This window comes from Neisseria sp. HMSC055H02, assembly GCF_001813335.1.
GTDB lineage: Bacteria > Pseudomonadota > Gammaproteobacteria > Burkholderiales > Neisseriaceae > Neisseria > Neisseria sicca_C.
Genome location: NZ_KV812128.1, coordinates 1 through 2,565 on the forward strand (window position 1 = coordinate 1; position 2,565 = coordinate 2,565).

Genomic DNA, 2,565 nt, shown 5'->3' on the forward strand with positions numbered 1-2,565 from the left:
ATTTTTGAAATTTGATTATGAAAATCTTGTTCCGTATAAATTTTACTACCAATAATCTCTAATTGCATATTATAAATTTATTTCTATTCTATATAGGTTCAAGTTTAGTGGGATACGGGCTTAGTTAATGGGCCAAAATCAACGAATAGAAGGAACTCCTCCATTTTTAGAAATAAATATAGGCCAATTTCCAATAATAGATTTGTTTATATCCATTGTTTCTAAATATTCTTTTGACTGATATGGGAAAAACCACCCATCATCATTTTCTCGTACATGAGATTCAACTATTAATAATGACATTCCTATTTCTTGCTCTATTTGACTTAAAAAAGATACTGCAATTTTCTTTGCTTCTTGATAAGTAATTATCATGGAAATACTCCAAATTGAAAATGTTTGAAGGTAGTAAAATTGACTTCTCTTCTTTTTTGTATTTGCCCATCAATATACCTTTTTGGACAACTGCGCTTTATGGCCCGCTGGCTCGATGGCATCAAACAAAGACCGTCTGAAACGGTTTTCTATTTTCAGACGGTCTCTTAGCTCAAACCTTGAGAAGCGCATACGTGCGTTCCGCACACATCCTACTTGTTGAGTTTAGGTTTCATATGGGCTACGGCCTGCTAATTTCAGACGATCTTTTTAATTTAGTTGGGTTTTCAACTCAACCTACACACTTAATCTGAAAGTTCATATAGCATATCCAAAAAGGCATCAAAACTATCTGCAATATGGCTAGTTACCATTTTCGTATCCCCATTCTCATCTTCATAAAAATCATCATGATACATCAGAATGATACATGGATTTTCATTGCATTTTCTGTAATCAAAACAGATATAATCGCCATTAGCTGAAATCCCAAAAGCAACCACTTTTTTTGCATACCCATATTCATCATCAATACATGAATAGCTATAAATATCTTCATAGCCTAAATTTTGCTTATACCCTAAAAATGAAATGTCCCTTTCATCATTTTCACCGTATTGATTGACAAAATTGAAAATATTTTCTTTAGGGTATAAATGATCATGTTTACTAAGAAGTGATACATATGAAACAGGAAAAACAACCCCTACATCTTCAGCAAATTGTTGAATTGTTCTTATTGGAACCAATCCCTCATCTGATGATACTGATAGTTTTCTCATTTTTACTGACCTTTCTTTAATGATTTTTGACCAGTATGCCTAACAGCTGTATGAATACTATTAGGAATTAACTGCATATTATGATGATTATATGGATTACTACAACCGTGAGCGTTGCAGTTTGAAATTGAAAAAGCTGAGTCCTGTCGCATACAGAACCCAGCTTGCACAGAGCGCCTGAATAGGCTTTTATGAGTGTCCAAGATTTGGGGGCCAGTTCAGTTTTCAGACGACCTCTTGGCTCAAACCTTGAGAACTGCATACGTGCGTTCCGCACATCCTACGTATTGAGTTTAGGTTTCATATGGGCCACGTCTTGCTTTCCAAATATGCTTTTATTTCATACATTAGATTATTTATATTAGGGGAAACTACATTTCCTGTTTTTTCTATTACAAGTAGACAATTATATTTTATTGCCCAATCAATGGTTTTCTGAATAAATTTAGTATAATCAAATCTTAAATCAAGTTCGCACTCTATATCATCTGGCCAAACGGTAAGACTATTACCAAAATTATCACAAAACATGATTGCGTCTTTATCCCAAGACTCTTTCAATTTAAGCTGTTTTTTTGCTTCATTTATTATTGATAATAATATAACATCATTATCGATAAAGTAATTTTCAAAACTTTTATTCTCATTAAAATTCTGAAAACCATTAGATCGATACTCATCAAGTATGATATCTTTATTTGCATTAAATTTATTTCTGATAGCAGCTGATGGGATAAGGTAGTACCGATAATTCCAAATTGCCATTTTTATTTACTCCTATAACGAGGTCTCTTAACATTACCTGATTCATTCAAGACATCAGTAGGATTTTTCCAACTAGTATTAGGAACAGGAAAGTCAACTTTTTTAAATTTTAATTCATGTATCCTGCCAAGGTATTCTGCAGCAAAAACCCTATTATTTCCTCTTACGATATATGCTTTTCCATTTATTTCAACGTACTCCACAACTGGATTTGTGAAGCCATTCTCTTTAACTGATTTCACAAGCCTACTAAAAGCCTTGTCATTCATGCTATCGGTAAATTTTCCCATTCCATCTGCAAAATTAATTTCATCGGCAGATTTTAGTTTATTAATTTCCCTCTCTAGTTGAGCATGTTGGCTAAAGTTACTGTTTTTATTACCGTTCCTTATTTTCTGAACATTTTTCTCCACCTGCTCACGAGTTGTCAATTTATTAAGCTTCCTATCAACCTCCCATCTCGGTTTCACATAAGACACAGGCTTAGCCTTAGGCATACCGGCCACCGATTTACCCACACTGAACAAATCTATAGAGAACTGAACATATTCTGCAGCCTGCTCCGACAGCCCCAACTGCTTCAAGGTCTGAACCGTAATCGTCGGTCGTTGTTCGCTGGCTTTTTTTCCGAAGTTCTTCGTTC

4 protein-coding genes and 2 pseudogenes are annotated in these 2,565 nt (G+C 34.2%); 1 reads left to right on the forward strand and 5 read right to left on the reverse strand.

The window, feature by feature from the left end; translation table 11 throughout:
* From HMPREF2907_RS12765 to HMPREF2907_RS11320, 3 genes and pseudogenes are all read right to left on the reverse strand, one after another.
* Positions 1 to 68: pseudogene (locus HMPREF2907_RS12765) on the reverse strand (barstar family protein); the annotation flags it as partial.
* A gap of 70 nt (positions 69 to 138) precedes the next feature.
* A complete protein-coding gene (locus HMPREF2907_RS12310) occupies positions 139 to 375 on the reverse strand; it encodes a YrhB domain-containing protein (protein WP_083310745.1) in 237 nt (78 codons plus the stop codon).
* Positions 376 to 680: 305 nt separating this feature from the next.
* Positions 681 to 1,157 (reverse strand): SMI1/KNR4 family protein, encoded by a 477-nt coding sequence (locus HMPREF2907_RS11320; RefSeq protein ID WP_070682753.1) that lies wholly within the window; start codon positions 1,155 to 1,157, stop codon positions 681 to 683.
* Between the two features lie 76 nt (positions 1,158 to 1,233).
* Here HMPREF2907_RS11320 and HMPREF2907_RS12320 point away from each other — a divergent pair.
* Positions 1,234 to 1,338 (forward strand): annotated as a pseudogene (locus HMPREF2907_RS12320) (IS3 family transposase); the annotation flags it as partial.
* A 119-nt stretch (positions 1,339 to 1,457) separates the two neighbouring features.
* Here HMPREF2907_RS12320 and HMPREF2907_RS11325 read toward each other — a convergent pair.
* Entirely contained in the window at positions 1,458 to 1,922 is a 465-nt protein-coding gene (locus HMPREF2907_RS11325; RefSeq protein WP_070682754.1) for a hypothetical protein, read from the reverse strand.
* 2 nt (positions 1,923 to 1,924) lie between these two features.
* On the reverse strand, positions 1,925 to 2,565 hold a 641-nt coding region (locus HMPREF2907_RS11330), incomplete at its 5' end, for a ParB N-terminal domain-containing protein (protein ID WP_472681116.1).

Excerpts from the sequence above, each read along its gene's own strand:
- HMPREF2907_RS11320 (WP_070682753.1), bottom strand. The coding sequence starts at position 1,157 with ATGAGAAAACTATCAGTATCATCAGATGAGGGATTGGTTCCAATAAGA.
- HMPREF2907_RS11325 (WP_070682754.1), bottom strand. The coding sequence starts at position 1,922 with ATGGCAATTTGGAATTATCGGTACTACCTTATCCCATCAGCTGCTATC.
- HMPREF2907_RS12310 (WP_083310745.1), bottom strand. The coding sequence starts at position 375 with ATGATAATTACTTATCAAGAAGCAAAGAAAATTGCAGTATCTTTTTTA.